Origin of the sequence: Bifidobacterium criceti, from assembly GCF_002286935.1 — a bacterium.
GTDB classification, from domain to species: domain Bacteria; phylum Actinomycetota; class Actinomycetes; order Actinomycetales; family Bifidobacteriaceae; genus Bifidobacterium; species Bifidobacterium criceti.
Genome location: NZ_MVOH01000002.1, coordinates 83,632 through 109,083, shown reverse-complemented (window position 1 = coordinate 109,083; position 25,452 = coordinate 83,632). Strand labels below are relative to the sequence as shown.

Annotated in this window: 17 protein-coding genes; 13 read left to right on the top strand and 4 right to left on the bottom strand. The window is 64.0% G+C overall.

The window, feature by feature from the left end:
- Positions 1 to 162 precede the first annotated feature (162 nt).
- Complete coding sequence (locus B1526_RS00710) at positions 163 to 2,427, top strand: transglycosylase domain-containing protein (RefSeq protein ID WP_407640975.1); 2,265 nt, start codon at positions 163 to 165, stop codon at positions 2,425 to 2,427.
- Between the two features lie 115 nt (positions 2,428 to 2,542).
- On the opposite strand, the gene B1526_RS00705 is transcribed toward B1526_RS00710, so the two are convergent.
- Positions 2,543 to 3,691: a quinone-dependent dihydroorotate dehydrogenase gene (locus B1526_RS00705; RefSeq protein ID WP_095614220.1), complete on the bottom strand. Its 1,149-nt coding sequence runs from the start codon at positions 3,689 to 3,691 to the stop codon at positions 2,543 to 2,545.
- A 157-nt stretch (positions 3,692 to 3,848) separates the two neighbouring features.
- Between B1526_RS00705 and B1526_RS00700 the strand changes: the two genes are divergently transcribed.
- The 7 genes from B1526_RS00700 to B1526_RS00670 all read left to right on the top strand — a co-directional run bounded on the left by B1526_RS00700 (position 3,849) and on the right by B1526_RS00670 (position 11,767).
- Positions 3,849 to 4,820, top strand: coding sequence for a polyprenol monophosphomannose synthase (locus B1526_RS00700; protein WP_235606958.1), 972 nt, complete (start codon positions 3,849 to 3,851; stop codon positions 4,818 to 4,820).
- Positions 4,821 to 5,191: 371 nt separating this feature from the next.
- The gene (locus B1526_RS00695) at positions 5,192 to 5,995 is read left to right on the top strand and encodes a DeoR/GlpR family DNA-binding transcription regulator (protein ID WP_095614218.1); all 804 of its coding nucleotides are present in this window, start codon (positions 5,192 to 5,194) and stop codon (positions 5,993 to 5,995) included.
- Between the two features lie 5 nt (positions 5,996 to 6,000).
- Entirely contained in the window at positions 6,001 to 7,260 is a 1,260-nt protein-coding gene (galT, locus tag B1526_RS00690) for a galactose-1-phosphate uridylyltransferase (protein ID WP_095614271.1), read from the top strand.
- 60 nt (positions 7,261 to 7,320) lie between these two features.
- Positions 7,321 to 8,571 carry a galactokinase gene (gene galK / locus B1526_RS00685; RefSeq protein ID WP_095614217.1) on the top strand — a complete coding sequence of 417 codons (1,251 nt, stop codon included), beginning with the start codon at positions 7,321 to 7,323 and terminating at the stop codon, positions 8,569 to 8,571.
- A gap of 243 nt (positions 8,572 to 8,814) precedes the next feature.
- A complete protein-coding gene (locus tag B1526_RS00680; protein ID WP_235606957.1) occupies positions 8,815 to 9,912 on the top strand; it encodes a class C sortase in 1,098 nt (365 codons plus the stop codon).
- Between the two features lie 194 nt (positions 9,913 to 10,106).
- Positions 10,107 to 10,379 carry an ACT domain-containing protein gene (locus B1526_RS00675; protein WP_095614216.1) on the top strand — a complete coding sequence of 91 codons (273 nt, stop codon included), beginning with the start codon at positions 10,107 to 10,109 and terminating at the stop codon, positions 10,377 to 10,379.
- Between the two features lie 23 nt (positions 10,380 to 10,402).
- The gene (locus B1526_RS00670) at positions 10,403 to 11,767 is read left to right on the top strand and encodes a PFL family protein (RefSeq protein WP_095614215.1); all 1,365 of its coding nucleotides are present in this window, start codon (positions 10,403 to 10,405) and stop codon (positions 11,765 to 11,767) included.
- A 56-nt stretch (positions 11,768 to 11,823) separates the two neighbouring features.
- On the opposite strand, the gene B1526_RS00665 is transcribed toward B1526_RS00670, so the two are convergent.
- Positions 11,824 to 12,504, bottom strand: coding sequence for a tRNA (cytidine(34)-2'-O)-methyltransferase (locus tag B1526_RS00665; RefSeq protein WP_407640974.1), 681 nt, complete (start codon positions 12,502 to 12,504; stop codon positions 11,824 to 11,826).
- A 40-nt stretch (positions 12,505 to 12,544) separates the two neighbouring features.
- Here B1526_RS00665 and B1526_RS00660 point away from each other — a divergent pair, with 40 nt between their 5' ends.
- The 5 genes from B1526_RS00660 to B1526_RS00640 all read left to right on the top strand — a co-directional run bounded on the left by B1526_RS00660 (position 12,545) and on the right by B1526_RS00640 (position 23,219).
- On the top strand, positions 12,545 to 13,519 hold the full coding sequence (locus B1526_RS00660) for an HhH-GPD family protein (RefSeq protein WP_095614213.1): 975 nt from the start codon (positions 12,545 to 12,547) through the stop codon (positions 13,517 to 13,519).
- A gap of 34 nt (positions 13,520 to 13,553) precedes the next feature.
- A complete protein-coding gene (locus B1526_RS00655) occupies positions 13,554 to 14,252 on the top strand; it encodes a hypothetical protein (RefSeq protein WP_235606956.1) in 699 nt (232 codons plus the stop codon).
- Positions 14,253 to 14,682: 430 nt separating this feature from the next.
- Positions 14,683 to 18,243, top strand: a complete 3,561-nt coding sequence (gene rpoB / locus B1526_RS00650; RefSeq protein WP_095614212.1) for a DNA-directed RNA polymerase subunit beta — start codon at positions 14,683 to 14,685, stop codon at positions 18,241 to 18,243.
- Positions 18,244 to 18,294: 51 nt separating this feature from the next.
- Positions 18,295 to 22,323: a DNA-directed RNA polymerase subunit beta' gene (locus B1526_RS00645; RefSeq protein ID WP_095614211.1), complete on the top strand. Its 4,029-nt coding sequence runs from the start codon at positions 18,295 to 18,297 to the stop codon at positions 22,321 to 22,323.
- Positions 22,324 to 22,484: 161 nt separating this feature from the next.
- Complete coding sequence (locus B1526_RS00640) at positions 22,485 to 23,219, top strand: FHA domain-containing protein (RefSeq protein ID WP_095614210.1); 735 nt, start codon at positions 22,485 to 22,487, stop codon at positions 23,217 to 23,219.
- Between the two features lie 130 nt (positions 23,220 to 23,349).
- Here the strand turns inward: B1526_RS00640 and B1526_RS00635 are convergent, their stop codons facing one another.
- Both B1526_RS00635 and B1526_RS00630 read right to left on the bottom strand, forming a co-directional pair.
- Positions 23,350 to 24,081 (bottom strand): variant leucine-rich repeat-containing protein, encoded by a 732-nt coding sequence (locus B1526_RS00635; RefSeq protein WP_095614209.1) that lies wholly within the window; start codon positions 24,079 to 24,081, stop codon positions 23,350 to 23,352.
- A 209-nt stretch (positions 24,082 to 24,290) separates the two neighbouring features.
- Complete coding sequence (locus B1526_RS00630) at positions 24,291 to 25,445, bottom strand: PP2C family protein-serine/threonine phosphatase (protein WP_095614208.1); 1,155 nt, start codon at positions 25,443 to 25,445, stop codon at positions 24,291 to 24,293.
- Between the last annotated feature and the right edge of the window lie 7 nt (positions 25,446 to 25,452).

The following is a 25,452-nucleotide window of genomic DNA, read 5'->3' as shown; positions in this document are numbered from 1 at the left end:
GCTCGTCGTGCATACGGGCACCAATATGCGCGCACGGTACGCACAATGGCAAAGCGCTGTGAAAACCTTGTGAAACCACTGGACGCGTGTCGCACGACGCCCGCGGAACACATGAAAATCCAACGGATGCGACTCTGGACTCGGTAGAGCCGACCACATAGAATGGTGTGCATGCCGAAGAAGAAGAAAACCATGAGCGGAGTGCGCATGCTCGCGCTCGCGCTCGCGTTCATCACGCTGTGCGTCGCCGGTGGGGCGACGACGTGCCTGCTGTTCCTCCCTGCGGTCATGGGGGCGAACAATGTGGCGAGGGCGGTGTCGCCGTCGATGGAAGTCGAAGGGATCGACTTCGATGTGACGAACCTGCCGCAGAAATCGACGATGTACGCGAACGACGGCAAGACCGTCATTGCGGAATTCTACGCGCAGAACCGTGAAGTCGTACCACTCAAGGACATTTCGAAACCGATGATGCAGGCGGTCGTCGCACGAGAGGACAAGCGTTTCTGGGAACATTCGGGCGTCGACGTGCAAGGCGTCATGCGCGCGTTCGTGCAGACGTATATGAGGAAAGGCGACCAGCAGGGCGGATCGAGCCTCACGCAGCAGTACGTGAAGAACGTGCTCGCGACGAAGGCGCGCGAAAGCGACGATCCGATCGGCGAATACCACGCGACCGAGGACACGGTCGCGCGCAAACTGCGCGAGATGCTGCTCTCGGTGCAGATGGAGAAGAAATATTCGAAGCAGGAGATCCTCCAGGGATACCTGAACATCGCACAGTTCGGCTCGAACTCGCTCTACGGCGTGCAGGCGGCCGCGGAACGCTATTTCAACACGACCGCGGACAAGCTCAACGTCGTCCAGGCGGCGACGATCGCGATGATCACGAAGAACCCGTCGAAATACGATCCGTCGATCCCCGAGAACCAGGAGGAGGCGCAGAAGCAGCGCGACATCGTGCTCAAGCTCATGCTCGACCAGAAGTTCATCACGCAGCAGGAGTATGAGGACGCCATCAAGCAGCCGATCCAGGATACGCTCCACCTGACCGACGTGAGCCGCGGATGCATGGCAGCGAAGTACAACACCGGTTTCTTCTGCGATTACGTCGTGCACAAGATCGAGAACTCGCCGGAATTCGGCAAGACGGCCGAGGAACGCGAGAAACTGCTCCAGGAGGGCGGTCTCGAGATCGTCACGACGCTCGACCTCGACGCGAGCAACGCGATGATGGACACGGCGAACGAGACGATCCCGGCGAACGACCCTTCCGGCATGGAGATCGTCATGGCGTCCGTCAAGCCCGGCACGGGCGAAGTGCTCGGCTTCGGCCTCAACCGCGAATATGACGCGACCGACGCGGCCGCGACCGATCCGACGAAATCGTCGATGAACTACGCCGTCGATCAGGTCGATGGCGGTGGCCAGGGCTTCCCGATCGGCTCGTCGTGGAAGCCGATCAACCTCGTCGCGTGGATGCAGCAGGGACGGTCGATCAACGAGATGCTTGTCGCACCGACCGACTTCCTGACGAACCGCTTCAACTGCAACGGCTACGCGGGCGGCACCGACAACTGGCATGTGACGAACGCGTTGACGAACGGCACCGTCTCGCCGGAAAGCCCCTTCCTCGGCCTCGTGCACTCGCACAACACGACGATGGCGGCGATGGGCGCGCAGATCGGCCTGTGCGCGGTCGCCGACGCGGCGAAGGCCGTCGGCTACCACAACGCGAAGATCGGACAGGAGGACGTGTATTCGGACATCTCGATGCACCCGTCGCTCCTCATTGGCGGTACGACATCCGTGTCGCCGCTCACGATGGCGAACGTCTATGCGACGTACGCGGCGAACGGTGTGGAATGCACGCCGATCGCGATCAAGTCGGTCGAGAACACGGACGGCGAACAGCTCGACGTGCCGAAGGCGAACTGCCATCAGGCGGTCGACAAGGACATCATCCAGACGCTCGCGTACACGATGAACCAGGGCGTGACCCGTCCTGACGGCGTCGCGGGCGCGGCACAGCTCGCGAACAACCGCAAGACCTTCGCGAAGACCGGTACGAATGAGAACATGTACGTGACGACGGGCGGGTTCATCCCGAACCAGATCGCGACGTTCGTGCTCGTAGGCGACGTGCAGGACCCGATGAACCATCCGATCGAGAACATCGCGATCAACGGCCAATACCACGGCTACTGGGATGGTGCGACGATCGCCGCGCCTGCGTTCAGCAAGGCCGCGAGCAGATACGCGGAGACGAAGAACCTGCCGATCGACAACGACTACGGACAGCCGGTCGATAGATACATGAGGTCGGTCGGTGTGTCGGGCAGGTCGGGCACTTCGACGAACGGCACAACGAACGGCACAACGGGAACGCAGCAACAGAACACGCAGCAGAACACGACGACGCGGTAGCGTCCGCGGATGCCGGAACCGGCTGCAAACGCTTGAGGGGCGTCCTTCCACATTGCATGTGGAAGGACGCCCCTCAAGCGTTATGTGTATGTGCGCTCTCGAGCCGCTCCGCGCGCTACGCGTCGACGCCAACAGCCTCGGCGACGCTCGAGAACCCGTCGCGGCGCAGCAGTTCGGCAAGGCCGCGCTTGAGCACGGTGATCTGCTGCGGACCGCGGTACATGAGCGACGTGATGAACATGATGAGCGACGATCCGGCGCGGATCTTCTCATACGCCTGCTGCGGCGTGAAGACGCCGCCGACGCCGGCGATCGCGAAACGGTCGCCGTATTCGCGGTAGACGCGGCGGATGAGTTCGGTGCTTTCGACCGTGCATGGGCCGCCGGACAGTCCGCCGAGCCACGATCGCGGCACATCGAGGCCGGTGCGGTCCTTCTGCAGGTTCGCGATCGTCAAGCCCTGCACATTGTGTGCGGCGAGGACGTCGATGAGGTCGCGGAACTCCTCCCACGTCTTGTTGAGCGGCATCTTGACGAGCGTCGGCTGCGGGCGGTCGATCGTATCGAGCGCCGTGAACAGGCGGTCGAGCGCGTCCGGATCCTCATTGAACGGTTCGCCGACCGTCGTGTTCGGACATGAGATGTTCACTTCGACCATCGCCGTGCGCCCCGCGGCGCGGCGCATCGACACACAGTAGTCCTCGATGCCTTCGTCGAGGTCGCCGACGAGGTCGTCGTTCGTGCGCGCGATCGAAACGGACATCTGCATCGTGCGCGTGCGACGCCATGCGCTCTCCGTCTTCGCGATGATCTTGTCGGACCCCTCGTTCGCGAGTCCCACGTGCACCATCATCGAATCGTATTCGGGAAGACGGTGGAACCACGGGCGCGCGTTGCCCTTGCACGGACGCGCGGTCGTCGAACCGACCGTTTCGAATCCGAAACCGGCGTTGTCGAGGACGGTCGCCATCTCGCAATCCTTGTCAAGTCCAGCGGACAGACCGAAGGGATTCGCGAAATCGACTCCCATGACCGACGTTTCGAGAATCGGGTCGGTATAGTCGAGCATCTGACGCAGCAGCCACATGAGTGGGGGAATGTTGCGCGTGACCTTGCAGAAGTCGATCATCTGCGCGTGCGCTTTGTCGGGGGGATTGTTGAAGACGAAATGGGGTTTGATGATGTGTTTGTAGCTGAACGTGAACAAATCGGTCGTCGCCTTGTTGATCGCGTCACGCAGACTGTTGTCGGAAACGTAGGGCATTGCTCCATTGTGCCATGCGCGGTGCGAAGTCGCACGCGCGAACCGCGGGGGAAGTGTGAAAATGACGGCGTGCGCGCGGATACGGTAAAGTCGGGTGCAGACTGCACGTCGCAGCAACGGACGGGAGGCGGATATGACGGGTCGTGTATGCGTGGTCATGCCGACATACAACGAACGCGCGAACCTCGAACCGACACTCACCGGTGTGTTCGAGAAGAACCCGGCCGTCGATGTGCTCATCGTCGACGACAATTCACCGGATGGGACGGGGCGCCTCGCCGACGTCATCGCGAAAGCGACGCATATGACGCCTGGGCTGACCGTCGAGAAGAAGAGGAACGACATCGCGAGCGACGTGTCGTTCCACGAGGACGACGACGCGGCGCTGCTGTCGGATGCGAACGTGAGCACCGCGGACCTCAAAGTCGCGAACCGCATCAACGCGACGACGAACGGTTCGAAACTGCACGTGCTGCACCGCGCGGGCAAACTCGGGCTCGGATCGGCGTACATCGACGGGTTCAAATGGGCGCTCGCGCGCGGATACGACATCATTTGCGAAATGGACATGGATGGTTCGCACCGCCCCGACGACCTCCACCGCATCCTCCTGCGCATCCATGACGACGAACATGTCGACCTTGTGCTCGGTTCGCGCCGCGTTCCCGGTGGCATGACGGAGAACTGGCCGTGGTACCGCGACGTCATCTCACGTGCGGGGTCGTCGTATGCGCGGTTCATGCTCGGCCTCAAAGTGCGCGACATGACGAGCGGATTCCGCGCGTACCGCGCGCGCGTCCTGCGCAGAATCGACCTTGACGGCATCGACGACAACGGATATGTGTTCCAGATCGATATGACGAGGCGCGTCGTCGCGGCGGGCGGCGTCGTCGTCGAAGTGCCGATCGTGTTCCCGGAGCGCGCGCTCGGCGAATCGAAGATGGATGGTTCGATCGTGCGCGAAGCGATGCACAAAGTGACGCAGTGGGGCGTCGCGCGCATGCACAAGCGGATCCGCGACTCGCACGCGCGCGAACTTGAGCGTCGCGCGACGCGTAGGCAGATCACGGACGCACCCGACGACGTCTTCGCCGACGACCTCGAAGCGGAAGCGGAAGACGTCGACTGACGCGGCTGTGTAGTGTGCGCGGTTGTGCAGCTGGGGCGGCTGTCGGTGGAGGCGGTGCCGCAGGGGACAGCCGCGTACGGCGGTGTTTCGGCTGTTGGTTGCGGCGGTGCCGCGAAGGGCAGCCGTCTGCGGTGCGCGAATGGACGCAGTTGGCGGCGGTGCCGCAAGGATGAGCCGTTTGGGGTGTTGATATGGCTGTAGTTGGCGGCGGTGCCGCAGAGATGAGTCGTCTGTAGTTGAGTTGCGGCTGTGGTTGGCGGTGGTGCCGCAGGGGGCGACGGTTGTCGGGTTTTGTGCACTTCTGTGTGGAAAACACGCCGAAATGTTTGTTTCAAGTTGTCTGTTGAAAAGAAATGTGCGATAATGTTCGCATGATTTCCTCACAACGGCAACATCTGATTTTGAGCCGCTTGCGCACGCGCGGTGCGGTGCGTATCACGGCGCTCTCGAAGGAACTTGGTGTCTCGGCGATGACGATCCGCAGGGATATCGCCGACCTCGCGGACAAAGGTCTGCTCAAACGTGTGCACGGTGGCGCGGTCTCGACGAGCACGTTGCTGAGCGAGCCGCTGTTCTCGGTCAAGTCGCAGATGGACATCGGCCTCAAGGATGCGATCGCGCAACAGGCGGTCGATTACGTCTCGCCGGGTGATGTCATCGCGATCGGCGGTGGCACGACGGCCTATGTGTTCGCGCAGCATCTGCTCGAATCGCAGCGTTCGAACGGCATCACGATCCTGACGAATTCGATTCCCGTCGCCGAGCTCGTCCAAGCGCTCGAATCGAAGGATGTCGAGGTCATCGTGACCGGCGGGGTCATCACGCGTTCGAATTCGCTTGTCGGGCCGATCGCGGACAAGGTCATCGCGTCACTGCGTGTGAACACGGTATTCCTCGGCACGCATTCCGTGTCGATTCCGCGCGGCTTCCTCATGCCGAACTCGCTTGAGGCGGCGACCGACATGGCGATGATGGACATCGCCGACCGGACGATCATCCTGACCGACCATACGAAGTGGAGTAGCACGTCCCTTTCGCTGTTCGCACGCTTCGACCAGGTGGACACCGTCATCACCGATGACGGTCTCGACACCGATTCGGCAACAAAAACAAGGGATCTCGTCAAGGAGCTTGTGCTCGCACATGACAGGTCCGCAGAAGAGGAAAGTGAGTGACGACGATGTCGCAATACGCACAATACGAACCGGGCGTATACGCGAAGGAGCATATCCGCATCACGCCGACGACGCTCGCCGACGGCCGCGATTTCTTCTATCTCGATGACGAACCGGAGTTCGTGTCCGGCGAACGCACGAGGCAGCTTGAGGATCCGCGCGACCTGCCGTACCGTTTCGCGCCGCATATGAACGCCGACGGCGTCGAAGTGCGCTACGAGGCACCGCAGATGCGCCGCGACCCGCTCACCGGTGATTGGATCCCGATGGCGACCGCACGCATGAACCGCCCGATCACTGCGGGTGCGGGGGCGACGGCGAAAGGCAATCCGCTCGCCGCGCGCAAGCCGGGCGATCCGTACCAGGACGGCGAAGTGCCCGACACCGACTACGACGTCGTCATCTTCGAGAACCGGTTCCCGTCGATGGTGCAGGTCCCCGGCACGCCGAACGATGTGAGCTACGTGGACGGCAATCCGCTGTGGCAGGTGCGCCCCGCTGGCGGCCGTTGCGAGGTCATCTGCTTCGATCCGAACGAGCATGGGTTGCCGGCCGACCTTCCGGTGTCGCGGCTGCGCACCGTCGTCGAGGCGTGGGCGTTCCGCACGGCCGAACTGAGCGCCATCCCGGGCATCGAACAGATCTTCCCGTTCGAGAACCACGGTGAGGAGATCGGCGTCTCGCTCGCGCATCCGCACGGCCAGATCTATGCGTACCCGTTCATCGCACCGAAGCTCGAAACGGAACTCCAGCACACGCAGGCGTATTTCGAACGCACGGGCGGCAACCTGCTGCACGACCTGATGATGGCGGAGATCGACGCGGACGAACGCGTCGTCATGCGCAACCACAGCTGGGTCGCCTACGTGCCGGCCACGGCGCGCTGGCCGCTCGAAGTGCACGTCGCACCGCTGCGCGACGGCATCCTCACGCTCGACCAACTCGACGACGACGAACGCTGGGACCTCGCGCAGATGTATTCGACACTGCTCAAGCGCGGCAACCGCTTCTTCGACAAGGGCGACGGCAAGGGCATGGACCTGCCGTACATCGCCGCATGGCACCAGGCGCCCGTGCGCGACGCGCGCCGCGACCACTACCGCCTCAACCTGCAGTTCTTCTCGTTCCGCCGCGCGGCGAACAAGATCAAGTACCTCGCGGGTTCGGAATCGGGCATGGCCGCATGGGTGTCGGACACGACACCGGAACTCATCGCGGCGCGCTTCCACGAACTCGGGCCCGTCGACATCAGCGACGAAGGCTGAGCGCGGAACAGGACGCGGACAACAATGGGCACAACGAAGTGACGGATTGGACAACACAACATGGCACAGGTGGAATTCATCGAAGCGATGGGTGACGACGAAGGCGCACGCCGCGCCGCGGAACTCTTCCGCGAATGCTACGGCAAGGAACCGGACGGCGTATGGGCGGCGCCCGGACGCGTCAACCTCATCGGCGAACATACCGACTACAACGGCGGGCTGTGCCTGCCGATCGCACTGCCGCACCGCACGTACGTCGCGCTCGCGAAGCGCGGTGACACGACGGTGCGCGTCGTCTCGGACGTGAATCCGGACGACGTCGGCGAAACCGACCTCGACGGGCTCGCGGCGGGCGATGTGGACGGCTGGGCGGCGTACCCGGTCGGCGTCGCGTGGGCGTTGCGCGAAGCCGGATTCGACGGCGTGCAGGGATTCGACGCGGCGTTCAGCTCATGCGTGCCGCTCGGCTCCGGCCTGAGCTCGTCGGCGGCGATGACATGCTCGACGGCGCTCGCGCTCGACGACGTGTACGCACTCGGCTTCGGCGGAAGCGACGCGGGACGTGTCGCGCTCATCAACGCGGCGATCGCGTCGGAGAACGACATGGCGGGCGCGTCGACAGGAGGCCTCGACCAGAACGCGTCGATGCGCTGCACGCAGGGCCACGCGATCCGCCTCGACTGCCGTCCCGGGCTCACCGCGCTCGAAAGCGTCGAACAGGAACCCTTCGACCTCGCGCGCTACGGGCTCGAACTGCTCGTCCTCGACACGCGCGCGCCGCACCAGCTCAACGACGGCCAGTATGAGGCGCGCCGCACGATGTGCGAGGAGGCGGCGCGGCTGCTCGGCGCCGCGAACCTGCGTGAGGTCGCCGACGCCGTCAACGCGTCCGCCGACCCCGCGGCCGCGCTCGACGACGTGCTCGCGAAACTCGACGACGAGACGATGCGCAAGCGCGTGCGCCACGTCGTGACCGAGATCGGCCGTGTCGACGCGTTCATCGACGCATTCGCACAAGGGGACATCGAAACGGCGGGGGCGCTCTTCAACGCGTCGCACAATTCGCTGCGCGATGACTACGAAGTGACGGTCCCCGAACTCGACGTCGCCGTCGACGTCGCACGTGACAGCGGCGCGTATGGCGCGCGCATGACAGGCGGTGGTTTCGGTGGATCGATCATCGCACTCGTCAACGCCGGAGCAAGCGAGCGCATCGCGCAACGGATCGCCGACGAATTCGAACGTCGCGGCTTCCGTACGCCGCGCGCATTGCCGGCCGCCGCAGCGGCGGCCGCGCAGCGCGTCATGTGAGGAAACGCCATATGAGACGTTCCATGTGAGGAACACAGGGGAGACGGACGCCCGCCGCGCGCAGTGCAATACACTGCGCGCGGCGGGCGTCCGCGTCGGAAAACGTAAAGGTTTGTCGGGGAGACGTGCGGATGAGCGGCGCAGCGGTTATGCTCTAAACAGAAAAACGATGTTTCGACGCGAGCGATGCGCGCAGTGACACGCTGCGGCCGCGTGATACGGATGGGTGAGGGTGAACGCGCTATGAGCCGACAGTGGGACGACGCGAACCACGACGACACGAGCCACGATATGGGCCACGACGATTGGGATATGTGGGAGGATATGGGTGCCGACGCGGACGGCGGTTCCGCTGCGGACACGGACGATGCAGACGTGCACAGTGCGGACGCCGGCGGTCGTACACCGACGTTCGAGGATGCGATCGATCCGCACGAACCTGGCGAACCGAAGCTCACACCGGAGGAACTCGCCGCGAAACGCAAGAAGGACAACCGCAGGTTCTTCGCGATGCTCGCCGCGATGAGCGCATTGCTCATCATCGGCGTCGGCCTCATCCTCTACCCGACGATCGCCGACGCATGGAACAGGCATGTCTCGTCGCGCGCGGTCGCCGGATACATCGAGAAGGTCGCGGACACGTCGAAGGAGGACCGCGAGAAGGAGCTCGCGCGTGCGAAGGAATACAACGAATCGCTCATCGGTCAGGGCAATTCGCGGTTCCTGCCGACGCCCGAGGAGAAGAAGGTGTACGATTCGATCCTCGACGTGAGCGGCACCGGCATCATGGGCTATGTGACGATCCCGAAGATCAAGGCGCGTCTGCCGATCTACCACGGCACCGAGGAGACGGTCCTGCAGATCGCGGCCGGGCACCTCGAAGGGTCGAGCCTGCCGATCGGCGGCGAGTCGACGCACACCGTGCTCACCGGCCACACCGGCCTGCCGAGCGCGATGCTGTTCACCGGCCTCGACACGCTCGGCAAAGGCGACAAATTCACGATCACGGTCTACGACGAGGTCCTCACGTACGAGGTCGAGGCGACGCACACGGTGCTGCCGAACGAAGTGAAGGACCTCGCGATCCAGGAGGGCCGCGACCTCGCGAGCCTCGTGACATGCACGCCGTACGGCGTCAACTCGCACCGGCTCATCGTGACTGGGCATAGGATCCCGACTGAATCGGCGCAGCAGCACACACCGTACAGGGACGAGGGCCTGACACAGGACATCGCGATCACGGCCGTCATCGCCGCTGTCGTCATCGCGGCCATCGTCACCGTGTTCGTCGTGCAGCGCAGGCGTCTGCGCAACCAGCCGATGCACCACGCGAAACGCTGACGGCCACTGGTGAAGGCCCGCGCTGTCCGATAGGACATGTGCGGGCCTTCACGCTATCGTGGCGCAATGCGCGTCCTGGCATGCGCGTGTCCTGACATGCGGGATGTGTGCGTATTTGGCGCAATCCCTCCCTATACTGGTGAGCTGCCGGTACTTTTCAGGGCGCCGCGCGCCCGAGACTTCAGGGAGAGGCATTGAACAAGGCAATCATCACCGTCGTCGGACAGGACACCGTCGGCATCATCGCTCGCGTCTGCACGTATCTTTCCGAACACCACACAAACGTGCTCGATATTTCCCAGACGATCATCGATGGATTCTTCAACATGATGATGATCGTCGATTACTCGGACGCGGACGTCGCGTTCGAGACGATCGTCGACGACCTCGAAGCGCTCGGCGAGGACATCGGTGTGCGCATCCGCTGCCAGCGTGAGGAGATCTTCACGAAGATGCACCGCGTCTGACACAGGGACGGGAAGGAACCAGCATGCTGAACATCATGGAGGTCCACGAGACCAACCAAATGATCGAGCAGGAGAAGCTCGACGTGCGCACGATCACGATGGGCATAAGCCTCATGGATTGCGCGACGACCGACGTCGACGAGACGTGCGCGAAGATCTACGCCAAGATCACGACGTACGCGAAGGACCTCGTCTCGACGGGCGAAGCGATCGAACGCGACTTCGGCATCCCGATCGTCAACAAGCGCATCACGGTCACACCGATCGCGCTCGTCGGTGCGAGCTGCTGCAAGACAAGCGCCGATTTCGTCAAGATCGCGCATGCGCTCGACCATGCGGCGAAGACCGTCGGCGTCGACCTCATCGGCGGCTATTCGGCGCTCGTCTCGAAATCGATGACCCCGGCCGAGGAACTGCTCATCCGTTCGCTCCCGGCCGCGTTGAGCGAAACGGACATCGTGTGTTCGTCGGTCAACGTCGGATCGACGAAGACCGGCATCGATATGAACGCCGTCGAAATGCTCGGCCACATCATCAAGGAGATCGCGGAATCGACGGCCGACAATGATTCGTACGGATGCGTCAAATTCGTCGCGTTCTGCAACGCCCCAGACGACAACCCGTTCATGGCGGGCGGCTTCCACGGCGTGACGGAAGGCGACGCCGTCATCAACGTCGGCGTGTCCGGACCGGGCGTCGTCTCGCGCGCGCTCGACGCGGCCGTCGGCAAGGATTTCGAATTCCTGTGCGAGACGATCAAGCGCACCGCGTTCAAGATCACCCGTGTCGGGCAGCTCGTCGCGCAGGAGGCGTCGAAGCGCCTCGGCATCCCGTTCGGCATCATCGACCTGTCGCTCGCGCCGACGCCCGCCGTCGGCGATTCGGTCGGCGAAGTGCTTGAGAAGATGGGTCTCGCACAGGTCGGCGGACCGGGCACGACGGCTGCGCTCGCGATGCTCAACGACCAGGTCAAAAAGGGCGGCATCATGGCGTCGTCGTATGTCGGCGGCCTTTCGGGCGCGTTCATCCCGGTCTCCGAGGACAAGAACATGATCGACGCGGCCGAATCCGGCTGCCTGACGATCGAGAAGCTCGAAGCGATGACGTGCGTATGCTCGGTCGGCCTCGACATGATCGCGATCCCGGGCGACACACCGGCGTCGACGATCTCCGGCATCATCGCCGACGAATCGGCGATCGGCATGGTCAACCAGAAGACGACGGCCGTGCGCGTCATCCCGGTCGTCGGCAAGACGGTCGGCGAGATGGCGAACTTCGGCGGCCTCATGGGCTATGCGCCGATCATGCCGGTCAACACGTCCTCATGTGAGGCGTTCGTGACGCGCGGTGGACGCATTCCGGCGCCTATCCATAGTTTCAAGAACTGAGCGACACCCGAAGAACGGCGGATGCGCGCACATCCGCCGTTCTTCGGGTGTTTTGGCTACCGTCCGCCGTCAAACCCCAACTGCCGCCACGCCTCATAGATCGCGATCGACGCGCAGTTCGTCAGATTGAGGCTGCGCAGGCTCGGGCGCATCGGCAGCCGTACCTGTTCGGCGACATGCGGCCCGAACATGATGTCGGTCGGATCGGGGATGTTGCCGGGTTCAGGGCCGAACAACAGGATGTCGGTCGGTTTGTATTCGACATCCGTGTACAACTTCGTCGCGTGCGCGGTGAACGCGATGATGCGCGAATCCGGCATCGATGCGACGAGGTCGTCAAAATCCGGATGGAGCACGACGTGCGCCATGTCATGGTAGTCGAGCCCCGCGCGCCGCAACTTCGTGTCACGCAGATTGAACCCGAGTGGTTCGACGAGGTGGAGGATCGTCCCGGTGACCGCGCACAGACGTATCGCCGACCCCGTGTTCCCGGGGATACGGGGCGAGTAATAACACAGATGCGGCGTCGACGTGGGCGTCGCGGCCGCCTCCTTCGCCGACATCATCGCATCGACGACGGAAATCGGATTGCCGTGCGCGTCGGTCACGAGTTCGTCGGGACCGTAATTCGATTTACGGTAGCCGTATTCAAACATCTTCTCCACTTGGGACTCGGGGTTTGGGGACTGCGGATCCGGGGTCTGCGGACCGTCCGCGTGCATCGCTTCATTCGTCACGAGAGACACGATATTGTGTGCGCACTACAATGGGTGCGCGATGACGAACGCGACGAAGAAGACGAAACGCAGACACGACGACCCCGACGCCGTCCTCGGCGTCACGCGCACGCGCGCCGCGCAACGCCTCGGCGCGCGGCTGCGCCGTCCGCTGTTCGCATGGTGGGACGTGCACGCGCGCGCCCTGCCGTGGCGCGACGCGCGCACGTCGCCGTGGGGCGTCCTCGTATGCGAGATCATGAGCCAGCAGACGCAGATGAGCCGTGTCGTGCCGTATTGGAACGCGTGGATGGAACGATGGCCCGACGCCGCCGCGCTCGCCGACGCGCCACGCGCCGACGTGCTCGCGGCGTGGGGGCGCCTCGGCTACCCGCGCCGCGCGCTGCGGCTCCAGGAATGCGCGCGCGTCGTCGCCGCCGAATGCCGCGACGAACTGCCTCGCGACTACGACGCGCTCGTCGCGCTGCCGGGCGTCGGCGACTACACCGCGAGCGCTGTGCTCAGTTTCGCCTATGGCGAGCGCATCGCCGTGATCGATACGAACATACGACGTGTCCTCAGCCGCGCGTTCCTTGGTGAGGAATCGTTGGGTGGTGCGACGGGCGCGGTCGAACGTGCGCTCGCGAACGCGGTGCTTCCGCGCGACGCGGCGGCGAGCGCGACGTGGAACCAGGCGGTCATGGAACTCGGTGCGCTTGTGTGCACGGCGAAGCAGCCGGCGTGTGCGGATTGTCCGTTGCGCGGCGGCTGCCTGTTCCTTGCGGCGGGGCTGCCGCATCTCGGGGAACGGCGTACACGTCCGCGGCAGCGGTTCGCGGGGACGGACCGTCAGGTACGCGGTATCATCATGCAGGCGTTGCGCGACCTGCCCGAGGACGCGCACGGTGTGCTGCGTCATGAGGACGCGTCGCGTCTGTGGAAGGACACGGCGCAGCTCGACCGCTGCATCGCGTCACTTGACGACGACGGTCTCGTCGAGATCGTGTCCGGTCACGATGTGCGGCTTCCCGCGTGACGTCGGCGTACTATGGGGTCGTACTATGAAGACCATGCCGAACCCTCCACGCAAACGCACGTCGTCGTCGAACGGCACCTCGAAACCGCGCGCCACGAAAGGCGGTGCCGCGAAGCCGCGCACACGTACGATGTCGAAACAGCGTCGCGCGATGTACCGCAAACGTCGTCTTGTGTTCTTCGGTGGTCTGCTCGTGTTCGTCGTCGTATGTGTGTTGTGCGCCTACAGTCTCATCCGTGGCGCGGTCGCCGCGCATGAGTGGATCGGTGTGTCCGACCGCATGTCCGTGTCGCGTTCCGCGGTGCCTGCGGTGCCGAAGAAGAGCAAGGTGAAGGATTGCACGGCGAAGAACCTTGAGATGACGCTCACGCCCGCGTCGACGTCGGTGCCCGTGGGTGGTTCCCTTGAATTCACGGCGGCGATGACGTACATCGGTTCCGGTACGGAGGGGTGTTTCGTCGACGGTGCCGACGATGCGCGCGTCCTCGTCATCACGTCCGAGAACGACACGGTGTGGCGTTCCGACATGTGCGAATCGACGTACCGTCCGTTGCTGATGATGGAAGGTGTGACCGACGAACAGAAGATCGTCTGGGACACGGTGCGTTCGGGCGCCGAATGCAAAGCGTCGTCGGAGCTGCCGCACGTCGACCGCGGCACGTACACGGCGAAACTCGTCATCGACGGCGATGCCCATGTCGAGAGCAAACCGGTGACGATCACCGTGGAGTAGGACACAGTGGAGTAGGCGGTCGCGTGCGGCTGTGCGCGGCGGCGGTGCCGCACCGTGCGGCTGTTTGCGGCGTGTGGATGGGTGTCGTTGGCGGCGGTGCCGCACCGTGCGGCTGTTTGCGGCGTATGAACAGACGTTGTTGGCGGCGGTGCCGCAGTGGGCGGCTGTCGTCGTTCGTGTCGGTATGGGGTGATTGTCGATGATAGTCGATATCGATATCGACATAATGTGATATTGCTCACATTGTTGGAATAGATATCGTGTGGAACCGTTGAACGTACTAGTATATTGATTTCGTGTCTTAGTGTGTCATATGGCGGGCATGCTAATCGAAGACGAAGCGCCCGCGTACCTAGGCATATGGCGGCCGGTGACCGCGCTTCTGACTGTGAGATAGTTACGAACAACAAGCAGTGATAAGGAACGTCCATTGTCTGAGACTACGACGAACACCACTTCCATCATCGCGCGCGCCGACGAACAGGACATCGCCCTGCACAAGGCGTCGGACCGTGTGAACTTCGGCTCGATCGCCGAACCCATCGACGTGCCGTATCTGCTCGGCGTGCAGACCGACAGCTTCGATTGGCTCATCGGCAACGAACGCTGGCAGGCGCGCGTCCAGGAGGACGAGGAGAAGGGCACGCACACGGTGCCGCACATCTCCGGACTTGACGAGGTCTTCCAGGAGATCTCGCCGATCGAGAACTATTCGCAGACGATGAGCCTGACGTTCTCCGACCCGTACTTCGAAGAGCCGCGCCATACCGTGCAGGAATGCAAGGAGAAGGACTACACGTATTCGGCGCCGCTCTACGTCAACGCCGAGTTCGAGAACGGCGACACCGGCGAGATCAAGTCGCAGACCGTCTTCATGGGCGACTTCCCGCTGCAGACGCCGCACGGCACGTTCATCATCGGCGGCACCGAGCGCGTCATCGTCTCGCAGCTCGTGCGCTCCCCGGGCGTCTACTTCGACCGTCAGCAGGACCGTTCGTCGGACAAGGAGATCTTCGGCGCGAAGATCATCCCGAGCCGCGGCGCATGGCTTGAGTTCGAGATTGACAAGCGTGACTTCCTCGGCGTGCGCGTCGACCGCAAGCGCAAGCAGTCCGCGATCGTCTTCCTCATGGCGATCGGCATGTCGCGCAGCGAGATCCGCGAGGCCTTCGAAGGTTACCCGCTCGTGCTCGACGCGCTCGAGAACGAGAAGATCGACAGCCAGGACGAGGCGCTCGTCGACCTGTACCGCAAGATCCGCCCGACCGACGCGGCGACCCCGGAGGCCGGCAAGAACCTGCTCGACTCGTTCTACTTCAACACGAAGCGCTACGACCTCGCGCGCGTCGGCCGCTACAAGATCAACCGCAAGCTGGGCCTTGAGCGGGACTACAACGACCGCAGCCTGAGCCGTGAGGACATCATCGCGACGCTCAAGTACCTCGTGACGCTGCACGCCGGCGCCGCGACATTCCCGGGCAAGCGTGACGGCGAGGACATCGAGCTGCGCGTCGACGTCGACGACATCGACCACTTCGGCAACCGCCGCATCCGTCAGGTCGGCGAGCTCATCCAGAACCAGCTGCGCACCGGCCTGAGCCGTATGGAGCGTGTCGTGCGTGAACGCATGACGACGCAGGACGCCGAGGCGATCACGCCGCAGTCGCTCATCAACATCCGTCCGGTGAACGCGACGATCAAGGAGTTCTTCGGCACGTCGCAGCTCTCGCAGTTCATGGACCAGAACAACCCGCTCGCGGGCGTCACGAACAAGCGCCGCCTGTCGGCCCTCGGCCCCGGTGGCCTGTCGCGCGACCGCGCGTCGATGGAAGTGCGAGACGTGCACCCGTCCCACTTCGGCCGCATGTGCCCGATCGAATCCCCTGAAGGCCCGAACATCGGCCTCATCGGCTCGCTCGCGACGTTCGGACGCATCAACCCCTTCGGCTTCATCGAGACGCCGTACCGCAAGGTCGTCAACGGCCATGTGACCGACGAGGTCGTCTACATGACCGCGGACCGCGACGTCGAGCATGTCATCGCGCAGGCGAACCAGAAGCTCGACGAGCACGGCGACTTCGTCGAGAAGGAAGCGCTCGTGCGAGACGCGGCCGGCGAGGCGGAGGACGTCCCGGTCGAGATGGTCGACTACATGGACGTCTCGCCGCGTCAGATGGTCTCCGTCGGTGCATCGCTCATCCCGTTCCTCGAGCACGACGAAGGCCACCGAGCGCTCATGGGTACGAACATGCAGCGCCAGGCGGTCCCGCTCATCAAGTCCGAGCGTCCGCTCGTCGGCACCGGTGCGGAATGGCGCGCGGCCGTCGATTCGGGTGACGTCATCCTCGCCGAGAAGCCGGGCGTCGTCACGTACGTGTCCGCGGACATCATCCGCGTCATGAACGACGACGGCACGACGAGCTCCTACAAGCTCGCGAAGTTCCAGCGTTCGAACCAGACGACGTGCTACAACCAGGTCCCGCTCATCCACGACGGCGAACGCGTCGAGGAAGGCACCGTCCTCGCGGACGGCCCTGCGACCGAGAAGGGCGAGATGGCCCTCGGCAAGAACCTGCTCGTCGCGTTCATGCCGTGGAACGGCTACAACTACGAGGATGCCGTCATCATCTCGCAGCGCCTCGTGCAGGACGACACGCTTTCGTCGATCCACATCGAGGAATACGAGATCGACGCGCGCGAGACGAAGCTCGGCGCCGAGGAGATCACGCGCGACCTGCCGAACGTCGGTGAGGACGCGGTCGCGAACCTCGACGAGCGTGGCATCATCCGCATCGGCGCCGAGGTCGAGGCCGGCGACATCCTCGTCGGCAAGGTCACGCCGAAGGGCGAGACCGAACTCACGCCCGAGGAGCGCCTGCTGCGCGCGATCTTCGGCGAGAAGAGCCGCGAAGTGCGCGACACGTCGCTGCGCGTGCCCCACGGCGAGACCGGCACCGTCATCGCCGTCAAGGAGATCACGCGTGAGGACGCCGAGGAGGACGGCGACGAGCTGCCGAACGGCGTCAACCAGATGATTCGCGTCTACATCGCACAGCACCGCAAGATCACACAGGGCGACAAGCTCTCGGGCCGCCACGGCAACAAGGGCGTCATCTCGCGCATCCTGCCGGAAGAGGACATGCCGTTCCTCGCGGATGGCACCCCCGTCGACATCATGCTCAACCCGCTCGGCGTGCCGTCGCGAATGAACCTCGGACAGGTGCTCGAACTGCACCTCGGCTGGGTCGCGCACGCGGGCTGGGACATCTCGCTCGATCCGGACCTTGAGGCCGCATGGAAGCAGTACGTGCCGAAGGGCGCCGAAAAGGGCGCGCCGGGAACCCCGGTCGCGACGCCGGTGTTCGACGGCGTGCGCCAGGAGACGCTCAAGGGCCTGCTGTCGACGACGCTCACCGACCGCGACGGCAACAAGCTCGTCGGCGACAACGGCAAGGCGACGCTCTTCGACGGCCGCACCGGCGAACCGTTCCCGAAGCCGATCTCGGTGGGCTACATGTACATGCTCAAGCTGCACCACCTCGTCGACGACAAGATCCACGCGCGTTCGACCGGCCCGTACTCGATGATCACGCAGCAGCCGCTCGGCGGCAAGGCGCAGTTCGGCGGCCAGCGCTTCGGCGAGATGGAGGTGTGGGCGCTTGAGGCCTACGGCGCCGCGTACACGCTCCACGAGATGATGACCACGAAGTCCGATGACGTCGATGGCCGCGTGCGCGTCTACGGCGCGATCGTCAGGGGCGATAACCTGCCGCCGGCGGGCATCCCCGAGTCGTTCAAGGTCCTCCTCAAGGAAATGCAGTCCCTGTCCCTCAACGTCGAAGTGCTCAACGCCGAAGGCGTCGCGATCGACATGAAGGACGAGGACGACGATCCGGTCTCCTCCTCCAACGACCTCGGCTTCAACATCGGCGCCCGCCCGGACGCCGCCGCGAAGGCCGACCAAATCGTTGATGAACCTGAATACAAGTGATCACGAGTCATTCAAGAGAAACAAGAACCTACACAGACAGGACAAACGTAAGTGCTGGACGTCAACGCATTTGACAAACTGAAAATCGGCCTGGCGACCGCGGACGACATCCGTGGCTGGAGCTATGGCGAAGTCAAGAAGCCGGAGACCATCAACTACCGCACGCTCAAGCCGGAGAAGGACGGCCTGTTCGGCGAACAGATCTTCGGACCGACGCGCGATTGGGAGTGCGCGTGCGGCAAATACAAGCGCGTGCGCTTCAAGGGCATCGTGTGCGAACGCTGCGGCGTCGAGGTGACGCGCAGCCGCGTGCGCCGCGAGCGCATGGGCCACATCGAGCTCGCCGCGCCGGTCACGCACATCTGGTTCTTCAAGGGTGTGCCGAGCCGTCTCGGCTACCTCCTCGGCATTGCGCCGAAGGAGCTTGAGAAGGTCATCTACTTCGCGTCCTATATGGTCACGAAGGTCGATGAGGAGCAGCGCCACCAGGATCTTCCCGACCTGCAGGACGAGTTCGACACCGAGGTGAAGAACCTCGAGCGCCGCCGCGACAACGAGATCGAGGAGCGCGCGAAGAAGGTCGAGGCCGATCTCGCGGAGCTCGAAGCCGAAGGCGAAGTCAAGGGCAGCGCCCGTACGAAGCTGCGCAACGGCGCCGAGCGCGACATGGCGGCGATCCGCCAGCGCTACGACGACCAGATCGCACGTCTCGGCGCGGTCTTCGACAAGTTCAAGAACCTCAAGCCGGGCGACATGGAGAACGATGTCGACCTGTGGCGTGAGATGGAGGACCGCTACGGCGACTACTTCGAAGGCTGCATGGGCGCCGAGGCGATCAAGAAGCGCCTGCAGGACTTCGACCTCGAGGCCGCGGCGAAGGAACTGCGCGAGGAGATCGAGACCGGCACGGGCCAGCGCAAGGCCCGCGCGCTCAAGCGTCTCAAAGTCGTCAACGCGTTCCTGACGACGGGCAACAAGCCGGAGGCGATGGTCCTCGACGTGATTCCGGTCATCCCGCCGGACCTGCGCCCGATGGTGCAGCTCGACGGCGGCCGCTTCGCGACCTCCGACCTCAACGACCTGTACCGCCGCGTCATCAACCGCAACAACCGTCTCAAGCGTCTCATCGAGCTCGGCGCCCCAGAGATCATGCTCAACAACGAGAAGCGCATGCTCCAGGAAGCCGTCGATTCGCTCTTCGACAACGGCCGCCGTGGCCGTCCGGTCACCGGCGCGTCGAACCGCCCGCTCAAGTCGCTTTCCGACATGCTCAAGGGCAAGCAGGGCCGTTTCCGTCAGAATCTGCTCGGCAAGCGCGTCGACTATTCGGGCCGTTCCGTGATCGTCGTCGGCCCGTCGCTGCGCATGCACCAGTGTGGCCTGCCGAAGCCGATGGCGCTCGAACTGTTCAAGCCGTTCGTCATCAAGCAGCTCGTCGACCTCAACTACGCGCAGAACATGAAGAGCGCGAAGCGCCTCGTCGACCGCGGCGACTCCGCGGTCTGGGGCGTGCTCGAAGACGTCATTTCCGAGCATCCGGTCCTGCTCAACCGTGCGCCTACGTTGCACCGTCTGGGCATCCAGGCCTTCGAGCCGATCCTTGTCGAAGGCAAGGCGATCCATCTGCCGCCGCTCGCGTGCGCCGCGTTCAACGCGGACTTCGACGGCGACCAGATGGCGGTCCACCTGCCGCTGAGCGCCGAGGCGCAGGCTGAGGCGCGTTCGCTCATGATGGCGTCCGACAACATCCTCAAGCCGGCCGATGGCCACACCGTGACGATGCCTTCGCAGGACATGATTCTCGGCCTGTACTACCTGAGCACCGTCGTCGACGGCGCGAAGGGCCAGGGCCGTGTGTTCTCGTCGCTTGACGAGGCGCAGATGGCGCTCGACCGCCATGAGATCGACATGCAGGCGAAGGTGCTCATCCGCCTTCCCGAGGACTTCGTGCTGCCGAAGGATTGGGAACCGGGCGAGGTCAAGGTCGTTGATCCGGGGCCGGGCAGCCCGGATGTCGTCAAGGAGGAACGCTTCACCGACGGCACCGTGCTGTTCGCGACGTCGCTCGGCCGCATCCTGTTCAACGAGACGCTGCCGGTGAACTACCCGTTCATCAACGAGCAGTGCCCGAAGGGCAAGCTCTCGAAGATCGTCGACGACATCGCGACCCGTTATTCGACGCAGCAGGTCGCCGCCGTCCTTGACGCGCTCAAGGACCTCGGCTTCACGCGCGCGCCGTGGTCGGGCGTCACGATGGCGTTCTCCGACATCGTCGCCCCCGCCGACCGCAACGAGATCATCAAGAGCTATGAGGATGAGGCCGCGAAGGTCAACAGCCAGTATGACCTTGGTCTGCTCACCGAGGAGGAGCGCCGCCAGGAGCTCATCAACCTGTGGACCGAGTGCACCGACAAGGTCGCCGAGGCGATGCGCGAGAACTTCCATGATGACAACAACGTGAACATCATGGTCCAGTCCGGTGCACGAGGCAACTGGATGCAGATCCGCCAGATCGCCGGCATGCGAGGCCTCGTGGCGAACCCGAAGGGCGAGATCATCCCCCGACCGGTCAAGTCGAACTACCGCGACGGCCTGTCCGTGCTCGAGTACTTCATCTCGCAGCACGGCGCGCGCAAGGGCCTCGCCGATACGGCACTGCGTACCGCGGAATCCGGTTACCTCACGCGTCGTCTCGTCGACGTCTCGCAGGAGGTCATCGTCCGTGAAGAGGACTGCGGCACGAAGCGCGGCCTGACGATGCAGGTCGCCGAACGTGACGAGGACGGCAACCTCGTGCTCGTCAAGGCGGCCGATGGCGGTCCGTACTCGCGTCTGCTCGCGGCGGACGTCATCGACCCGGCCGACGGCAAGACGGTGCTCTACCATGCCGGCGACGCGCTTTCGATGGATGTCCTCAACGACCTCGTCGCGCACGGCGTCGAGGAAGTCAAGGGACGTTCGGTGCTCACGTGCGAATCGAAGCGTGGCGTGTGCGCGAAGTGCTACGGCTGGTCGCTCGCGACGAACAAGCTCGTCGACGTCGGCGAGGCGGTCGGTATCGTCGCCGCCCAGTCGATCGGCGAGCCGGGTACGCAGCTGACACTGCGTTCGTTCCACTCCGGTGGTGTCGCGTCGGCTTCCGATATCACGCAGGGTCTTCCGCGTGTCACCGAGCTCTTCGAGGCGCGTACGCCGAAGGGCGAGGCGCCGATCGCGCAGGTCGCGGGCACGGTGCGCGTCGAGGACAGCGAACGCGGACGCCAGGTCTTCATCAAGCCCGACGACGGCAGCGAAGAGGAAGTCTATCCGGTCACGCGCCGCGCGCCGCTCCTCGTCAAGGACGGCGAGCACGTCGAAGCCGGCACGCAGCTCATCGAGGGTTCCGTCGACCCGAAGAAGATCCTGCGCATCCTCGGACCGAACGCCGCGCAGAAGAACATCGTCGAAGAGGTGCACAACGTGTACCGCTCGCAGGGCGTCGACATCCACGACAAGCACATCGAGGTCATCGTCCACCAGATGCTGCGCCGCATCACCGTGATCGATTCCGGTGACACGACGCTGCTTCCGGGCGAACTCGTCGACCGTGCGCGCTTCACCGAAGCGAACCGCGCGGCCGTCGCGAACGGTGGCAAGCCCGCGGCCGGCCGTCCGGAGCTCATGGGCATCACGAAGGCGTCGCTTGCGACCGATTCGTGGCTGTCCGCCGCGTCGTTCCAGGAGACGACGCGTGTGCTCACGGAAGCCGCGCTCAGCGAGAAGGAAGACGATCTCAAGGGTCTCAAGGAGAACGTCATCATCGGTAAGCTCATCCCTGCCGGCACGGGCCTCGCGCGGTACCGCAACGCCGTCGTCGAGCCGGACAAGGCGATCCGTGACACGATCTACCCGAACTTCGGTCTCGGTGACGACGCGCTCGGTGGCGACTTCGGTGATGGCGACATGTCCGATGTCGACTATTCGGGCGTCGATTTCGGCGACCTCAAGCTCGGCGACGATTTCAACCCGGACGATTATCTGGACGACAACGGTGGCCAGTCCGATCTGGGCATCGATCTCGGCGATGACTTCAACTTCTGATCGCCGCTGACATGAACGGCCCCTCCCACTTCGGGAGGGGCCGTTTTTCATTGCAGTCTGTGTCGCGCGTCCATACAGTGTGCAGCGCCGCGCGCCGGCATCGCCGTCCGCACAGTGGCGCATGGGTATGCAGGTCCGGGATGATGTGATAAGACTGACATATGCAGAAACTACCGTATCCTCCGGCGCCTGAAATGGGCTGGTACGCCGACGATGACGTCGACGCGGACAAGCTCGTTCCCGAACACGCCCAGCCGACGCCGCAGCAGACCGAAGCGGCCACATCCGCAACGGAACCCACAGCAAAACCAGCAGTGGAGACCGCCACCGCGGCGCCCGCGGAGCAGACGCCCGCAGCGAACGGCATCGTGACGATCGCGGACAACGACGCGGCGCACATCGGTGCGGCGACGTCCGAGCAGCCCGCGTTCATCCCCGACGATTCGTACAATGCGCATCTTGGCGACGACCTGGAATACACGGCCGAGGAAGGCGCGCAGGGCAGCGAGGAGTGGGACGGCACGGTCCTGTCGACCGCGTTCATGAAAAAGGAGCCGCGCAACGTCTACCGCCTCGTCAACGAGGTGACCGGGCAGAACATCCTCGTCGACATGGGTGTGCTCATGGGGCGCAAGCCGTCGCAGGACATTCCTCAGGGCGCGAAGTCGGTACGTCTCGTCGATCCGACGCGTACCGTCTCGCGCAACCATGCGGCGATCAGCTTCGATCAGGACGGTTCGTTGTGGATCGAGGACTACGGTTCGCTCAATGGCACGTATGTCATTGATGACGAAGGCGAGCATCAGGTGATGAAAGGCACGCCGATGAGGCTCCCGGTGCCGTGCAAGGTGCGCATCGGCGACCAGATCTTCGATTTCGAGGCGACCGAGGCATAGGGGAAGCATAGGAGAGGCGGCATCCACTGCCGCCGATACAACGAAGGAGGTCCGCGATGGATACCATCGCGGACCTCCTTCGTCATATGCGTTGCGCGCGTTGTAGGTGCATATGTGCGCCGCTGTGCGCTCAGTGCTGCGGCCGCTGCGCGAGCGCCGCGTTCGTCGCCGGTTCGCCGAGCATGCCGAGCCACGTGAGCAGTTCGGGATACAGGTACGGGTTGAGCGCGAGCGCCGGATGCAGTTCGGGCGCGTATTGCGCGATCTGCTGCATGACGCCAGTGTCGGGCGTCGTCATCGCGAGTTCCGCGGTGAATCCGTACTGGTTCGTCGCCTGGATCTGCGCGTACGGCGACTGCTGTGGCGTCTGCGCGGCGTTCTGTGCAGTGGACTGCGCGGAGGTGGCGGGGGAGGACGCGTCGGTGACGTGCGACGCGTCGACGTTGATGTTGTCGAACTGGTCACTGAGCAGATCGACGCCCGTCTGCTGCTGTGGTTCGAATGACGCCGGCTGGGGTTCCTCATATTCGACGGTCGACGTTTCGACGGCGACCGGATGGTCGTTCGCGGCGGCCTCGGCCTGCACGGCGTCCGCGTTCGCTTCGGCCGCGGCGATGACGGCGTCTTCGACCTCACGGTCCTCGATGGGGCCGAGCTGCGCCTCATAACCGAGCTGTGCGACCGTCATGCGCGCACGTTCGTCGCCGAACTGCGCGATCCAACGCAGCAGTCCCGGATACGCGCGCGGATGCGCGGCGACGTTCGCGCCGAACTCCGGATTCTCATACGCGACCTTCGCAAGCGTGACCGGGTCCGCCTGCGGATCCTGGATGATCGCGACCGCGTCATCATAACTGACCATGGTGTCCTTCTTTCCCGACATCTTCCCGAATATGGTTCGATGATATATCGATTATTTATTGTAGTTATTAAATTGTATCTGCCGACGCCGCCGCGAACGGGAACGTCTCACATCTCCACGTTGTCATTTGGTGGAACCGTTTCACGTTTCCACGGTGCTGTCTGGTGGAACCGTTTCACGTTTCCACGGTGCTGTCTGGTGGAACCATTTCACGTTTCCACGGTGGCATCGTCGATGTCCGAGAGATCCTCGTCGACCTCGAGCCGTTCACACGTCCAGTCCTCCGCGGTGTCCGTCGGCATGTCGACAACGATGACGGTAACGTTGTCACCGCCACCGGCCGCAAGTGCCGCATCTATGAGCGCGCGGGCCGCCGCATCAGCCGTTCCGTGTTGTGCTGCAACGTTTGCAATCGTAGCATCATCGATCTCACCATGACACCCATCCGAACATATGATGAACCGTCCGGACGCACCTGCCATGAACATGTCGGGATGGATGCCCATCGGGGAGCCGACGCACTGGGTGATGATGTTGCGCGCGATCGAACGTTCCGCCTCCTCACGCGTCATCTCACCCGATTCGATCGCCTCCTGCCTGCGTGAATGGTCGTGTGTGATCTGCGTGAGCGTCGCGGCGTCCCAATGGCCGTCGTCATCGGCGTCCATATGGTAAGTGCGCGAGTCGCCGACGTTGATGACGTAGCACATGCGCGGTTCGGTGTCAGGGAGCAGTTGGCGGATCGCGATCGACCACGCGTCCGGCGCGGTGTCCGCGCGGTGCTCGCCGAAGGACGCCTCGGTCGCCGCTTGCGCGGCATCATCGGCGTCGTCGGCGCCCGGCTGCGTCACGTCCCAATCATCGCCGAATCCGCACAGCGGTTTGAGTTCGTCGATCGCGCCGAGCGTCGCGAGCGCGTTGTATTGCGCGCTGTGCTTTGGATGATGCGTTGCCGCCGGCGTCATATGCGCGTCGGCGACATGCGTCGAGCCGTCCGCACGGCCGCATTCGATCCCATCGCCGGCCGCGGGGGCGTCGTGGCACGGCGCCGCGAACCAATGCGGCAGCACGATGCCGCTGACGGTCGTCCCGGCGATGCCGCCGAGCGTGAGCCCGAGCGCGCGCGTCCGCGATTGCGCGCGCTCGAGCGCATCGTCGATCGACATGCGCGTGCGGTGTTCCTCACGCGCGAGCTGCGCGAGTTCCTCGACGGCGATCGCGCTCGCGCGTTCGCCGCCGGATTCGCCGCCCATGCCGTCGCAGACGATGTAGACGCCGCGTTCGGCGAGCCAGCTGTCCTGGTTGGTGCGGCGTTTGAGTCCGATGTCGGTGAGCGCAGCGACACTGATCACTGCCTGTTGCATGCGCATC